The organism is Holdemanella sp. (assembly GCF_056804935.1).
Window position 1 is genome coordinate 1 of record NZ_DBMEXE010000117.1, and the last position, 5,085, is coordinate 5,085.

The 5,085-nt window shown below is 34.9% G+C and carries 6 protein-coding genes; 4 read left to right on the forward strand and 2 right to left on the reverse strand.

The genetic code is table 11. The features are described 5' to 3' along the window. Positions 1-134: 134 nt before the first annotated feature. Positions 135-326 carry a 50S ribosomal protein L28 gene (gene rpmB, locus ACZQCL_RS06225; RefSeq protein ID WP_003865181.1) on the reverse strand — a complete coding sequence of 64 codons (192 nt, stop codon included), beginning with the start codon at positions 324-326 and terminating at the stop codon, positions 135-137. A gap of 149 nt (positions 327-475) precedes the next feature. Here rpmB and mraY point away from each other — a divergent pair, with 149 nt between their 5' ends. Genes mraY through ACZQCL_RS06245 form a run of 4 tightly spaced genes read left to right on the forward strand, consistent with a single transcriptional unit; the run spans position 476 to position 4,514 of the window. Then, on the forward strand, positions 476-1,456 hold the full coding sequence (gene mraY / locus ACZQCL_RS06230; RefSeq protein WP_482482284.1) for a phospho-N-acetylmuramoyl-pentapeptide-transferase: 981 nt from the start codon (positions 476-478) through the stop codon (positions 1,454-1,456). Then, positions 1,457-2,779: a UDP-N-acetylmuramoyl-L-alanine--D-glutamate ligase gene (gene murD / locus ACZQCL_RS06235; RefSeq protein WP_418272382.1), complete on the forward strand. Its 1,323-nt coding sequence runs from the start codon at positions 1,457-1,459 to the stop codon at positions 2,777-2,779. Further along, on the forward strand, positions 2,776-3,600 hold the full coding sequence (locus ACZQCL_RS06240) for an undecaprenyl-diphosphate phosphatase (RefSeq protein WP_118114242.1): 825 nt from the start codon (positions 2,776-2,778) through the stop codon (positions 3,598-3,600). The genes murD and ACZQCL_RS06240 overlap by 4 nt, the downstream gene beginning before the upstream one ends. Before the next feature lie 14 nt (positions 3,601-3,614). Continuing rightward, a complete protein-coding gene (locus tag ACZQCL_RS06245; protein WP_443668943.1) occupies positions 3,615-4,514 on the forward strand; it encodes a PHP domain-containing protein in 900 nt (299 codons plus the stop codon). A 4-nt stretch (positions 4,515-4,518) separates the two neighbouring features. On the opposite strand, the gene ACZQCL_RS06250 is transcribed toward ACZQCL_RS06245, so the two are convergent. Further along, positions 4,519-5,085, reverse strand: a 567-nt coding sequence (locus tag ACZQCL_RS06250) for an HD domain-containing protein (protein ID WP_482482287.1), incomplete at its 5' end; no start/stop codon positions are given.

Below are 5,085 nucleotides of genomic sequence, written 5' to 3' on the forward strand. Positions count from 1 at the left end.
TTAGTAGTTCGTCATGGTCTTGTTTGTTCATATATGTATCCTCAAATTCATTGTAACATAAAGAAAAAAAGAAGAGTATATCTCTTCTTTTTTATCTTATGCATAATTTTTTTAAGGATCCTAATTATCTAAAATTAAATAGCGTTTTGTTTCTTCAAAGTTTTTAATGTTCTAGCTGAAACACGGATAGTTTGTGGCTTTCCATCAACTACAACACGAACTTTTTGAAGATTCACGTTCCATTTACGGCGAGAAGCACGCATTGAGTGAGAACGTTTATTTCCAGATAAAGGACCTTTTCCAGATACTGCACATACTCTTGACATCTTAATGTCCTCCTTTTTCTTTCATTTACGCAATCGCTTAACTATAATACCATTAACAAGCCCTTATTTCAACCCCTGAATTAAAATTTGTTCAAGACTCAATAGAATGTTATAATGATAATGTTTTAAAAAAAAGAGGAGACGATGGAATGTTGAATTCGTATTACTTAATAATCTTGGGTATGTGTTTAGTTACGCTTGTGATTATGTTGCTGATTATGCCTGGATTGATTGATTATTTACATAAAATTAAGTTTGGACAAACAGAAAGAGAAGAGGGGTTGGCAAGCCATAAAAAGAAGAATGGTACGCCTACTATGGGTGGATTAGCCTTCATTATTGTACCAACACTTGTCTATATTATAGGTTCTTTCTTTACTCCATTCAAACTGGATATGAATACAATGATTATTCTACTTGCCTTTGTAGGGTATGGTGTTGTTGGATTTATTGATGATTATATTATTGTTGTACAAAAGAATAATGAGGGGTTAAAACCAGCTCATAAGTTTTTACTTCAGTCTATTTTAGCAGTTGTGTTTTTCTTCTTATATCGTACAAGTTCAACTACAGATATTTGGATTCCTATTTTTAATGTGACAATTGATTTATCATGGTTCTACTTTATTTTAGTATTCTTTATGTTTACAGCTGAAACGAATGCGGTGAACTTAACGGATGGTTTAGATGGATTGTGTGCAGGCCAGATGGTCATTGCGCTTGTTCCATTTGTGGTATTCGCATTGATGCAAGGATTATATAATGTGGCATGTTTGATTTGTCTCGTGATCTTTGCGTTACTTGGATATTTGAAGTTTAATAAGCATCCAGCTCAAATCTTTATGGGGGATACGGGATCATTGGCTTTGGGCGGCTTGATTGCTGCTGTGGCAATGGTCTTAAAACAAGAAATTTTATTGATTATTATTGGTTTTGTTTTTGTTGCAGAAGTTTGCAGCGTTATTATACAGGTTACGTATTATAAAAAAACACATAAGAGAATTTTCAAGATGGCGCCTTTGCACCACCACTTTGAAATGTGTGGATGGTCTGAAGAAAAGGTTGTTACACGTTTTAGACTTGTTGGTGTTATCTTAGCCGTTCTTGGACTTGTTTTGGGGGTAATGTAGATGGAAACTGTATTAGTCATTGGGGCTGCCCGTAGTGGGATTGCCGTTAGTAAGCTTTTATTAAAGAATGGATATCATGTTGTTTTAACGGATTCGAATACGATTAAAGAAAAGACAGAATTAGAATCAATGGGTATCGAAGTGTTTGATGGAGGACATCCAGATTCATTAAAAGAAAAGAAGTATGCGTTTATCGTGAAGAATCCTGGTATTCCTTATCGTGTTCCTTTCGTACATTATTTTGTAGAACAAAACGCAAAAATCTATACAGAAATTGAAGTGGCGTATCGTTATGCCAAGAACTTTAATTATGCAGCCGTAACAGGTACAGATGGTAAGACAACCGTAACGACGTTATTATATGAGATGTTGAATCGACAAAAGAAGAGTTTGGTTGCTGGAAACATTGGTACGCCTTTATGCGAATTGGCTTTAGAATATACGGATGAAGACTATAATGTAGCTCTTGAATTAAGTAATTTCCAATTGTTGGGAATTGAAACATTTAGACCTCATGTATCAACCGTGACAAATTTGGCACCGGATCATTTAGATTATATGGATAGTCTAGAAGCGTATTATGAAAGTAAGATGCGTATTTATGAGAACACAAATGCGGATGATTACTTTATTCGTAATGTGGATGATGAAAACGTTGTGAAGTACGCTCAAAACATTCCTTGTCATGTGATTGATTTTTCTTTGAAAAGAAAAGATGTCGATTTATATAAAGATGATAAGTATGCCTATTATAAAAATACGCAGTTGTTTACTTTATCGGATTTAAAAATTGTTGGAGAATTCAATTGTGGGAATGCGATGATGGCAAGTTGTATGGCCTATTTGATGGGTGTTTCTTTATTTAATATTCAGGAAGTGATTCGTGAATTTAGTGGTGTAGAACATCGTATTGAATATGTCGATACTATTGATAATGTTCGTTTCTACAATGATTCTAAGGCTACAAATACGCATGCGGCTTGTGCAGGTTTATCTGCATTTGAGAAGAATGTAATTCTACTTTGTGGTGGTAAAGATAAACATATTTCTTTTGATGATTTGAAACAATATGATGGTGTAGTGAAGAAATGTATTTCTTTTGGTCAGACAAAAGATAAGTTTAAAGATATCTTTACAAGTCAAATGAGTGTTGAAACCATGAAGGATGCGTTTGAAAAGGCTGTGTTACTCGCAAAACCTGGTGATATTGTCTTATTGTGTCCTGCATGTTCTAGCTTCGACCAGTTTAAAAATTATGAGATTAGGGGCGAAATTTTTAAACAGATGGTTCATGAGTATGCAGCTAAAAGGAATGAAGAATGACATTTCTAAGCAGTATTGTTAAGACAATCTTATTAGGCATTATACAGGGGATAACGGAATGGCTGCCGATTTCTTCGACAGGACATTTAATTTTATTTGCGAGCATTTGGCCACTTGAACCGGCTACCTTCTTTGAAGTATTCAAGGTGGTTATTCAGTTTGGAAGTATTTTAGCGGTTTTAGTGTTGTACTATCAGAAATTGAATCCTTTTGATACGCGTAAATCGCCTAAAAAGAGAAAACAGACTTTACAACTTTGGTCTAAGGTGATTGTGGGCGTTATTCCAGCTGCCATTATTGGCTTATTGTTGGATGATATTATTGAGGGATATTTATCGGCAAACTTTGTGATTGCGGTGGCACTGATTGCGTATGGGATTATTTTTATCTTGGTTGAGAAGAATCCTAGACAAGAAAAGATTGAAACGATTGAACAAGTTGATTATGTATCGGCTTTAAAGATTGGATGCTTTCAATGTCTAGCCTTGATACCAGGAACTTCAAGAAGTGGAGCTACAATTTTGGGTGGATTATATTGTGGCTGTTCTAGAACGGTCGCAAGTGAATTTTCGTTTTTCTTGGCAATCCCTGTCATGTTTGGAGCGAGTCTTTTAAAGGTCATTAAATATTTTATAAAGGTAGGTTTATTTAGTTTTGGACAATTGTTCTTATTACTACTAGGAACGTTTGTGGCTTTTGTGGTGAGTTTATTTGCGATAAAAGCTTTATTAAACTATGTGAAGAGCCATGATTTTACAATTTTTGGGTGGTACCGCATTATTTTAGGTATCTTTGTGATTATATTTTTCTATGTGATTTAAAGAGGGTTATAGTAATGAATGAATTTGATTTGCATATGCATTCCTGTTATTCGGGAGATGGGCAGTTTACGCCTGAAGAATTAATTGGAATCGCAAAAGAAAGAGGATTAAAAACCATTGCGTTAAGTGATCATGATTGTATCAGTGGTGTTAAGGAAATGATCAAATTTGGTAAAGAAGCGGGTATTGAAGTGATTCCTGCCATTGAGTGTTCAACAAGTATTGGATATACAGATGTACATTTACTTGGATATGGTATCGATTTGGAGGATACCTATTTTCAAAATTTATTAGAAAGAACGCAAGTGAAGTCTAGAAATGCATTTTCAACTCGTTGCGATAAATTAAGAGCGAAGTATGGTGTTGAAATTGATGAAGAGGCTGTTTTGAAAGAGGCGAATGGTAAGAATCCTTGGTTTGTGATGTGTACGCATATGTTCAATGATCCTCGTTATCAAGATATTCCAGATTTTAAGGATTATATTCCAGGCGGTAAAAGAAGTGATCCGGCACCCGTTAATTTCTTTTGGGATAAATGTCAATATGGTTCGGATTTATTTGTATATGTACCAATGCCTGATTTTGTCGAATCGGTTCAAAGGATTCATGAGGCTGGCGGACTTGCGATTGTAGCACATCCTTTTAATACGTTTTATAAAAATGATGAGATGTTCAAGGTGTTATTGGATGCTGGAGTGGATGGTATTGAAGCTTATAGTAATTATCATACGCCTGAACAAAATGTATATTATGAAAAGCTAGCGAAGGAGCATCATTTATTGATTACTTGTGGAAGTGATTTCCATGGGGAGAAAAAGCCAAGTATTCAAATGGGTGAGTATGGATTGGATAAAGATGGTTCTTTATGGCTAGAACAATTTAAGGAAAAACTAAAGGCAGCTAGAGAATACTAGCTGCCTATATTGTTAATAGGAATGTAAATAGAATGCAATAGCTTAATAGATTGTTAGAGCGACTTACTCGAAATAGAGATTGATGTCCCATTTCTGTGATGGCACATAATTTATCTACAGCCTGAATAATCCATCCAACATTTGTGCTTGGGTGGCTTGTTTTTAATGGCCACATGTGATGTAGAATGGCATCGTCAATAGTAGGATTTGTTGATGTGATGTTTTTAGCGTTCTCAAGGGCAATGATTGGATGAATCATCGCATGATTTCCTTCAAGAGGACGATCCTCATCTGTTTTCCAATCATAGTAATATAGATCATGTAATAAACCGGCGCGTGCTGCACTATAGGCATCAAGGCCGAATTTTCTGCAAATTAAAAAGGAATAGTAAGAAACGTTTAAAGAATGTTGAAAGCGAGATGTAGCCATGTGTTGGCTGCATTTTTTTAGGGCTTGTACTTCTTGTGTATCAATTAAGTCTGATATTGTATCAAAATATTCTTGTGCAATATGAGTATCTTGTCGTTGTAAATTGATTCTTGATAAAATAGCTTTTTCCATTTCTTGACC

Bases quoted from the DNA above. Each gene is read 5' to 3' on its own strand.
- murD (WP_418272382.1), top strand. From the start codon at position 1,457: ATGGAAACTGTATTAGTCATTGGGGCTGCCCGTAGTGGGATTGCCGTT.
- mraY (WP_482482284.1), top strand. From the start codon at position 476: ATGTTGAATTCGTATTACTTAATAATCTTGGGTATGTGTTTAGTTACG.
- ACZQCL_RS06240 (WP_118114242.1), top strand. From the start codon at position 2,776: ATGACATTTCTAAGCAGTATTGTTAAGACAATCTTATTAGGCATTATA.
- ACZQCL_RS06245 (WP_443668943.1), top strand. From the start codon at position 3,615: ATGAATGAATTTGATTTGCATATGCATTCCTGTTATTCGGGAGATGGG.
- rpmB (WP_003865181.1), bottom strand. From the start codon at position 326: ATGTCAAGAGTATGTGCAGTATCTGGAAAAGGTCCTTTATCTGGAAAT.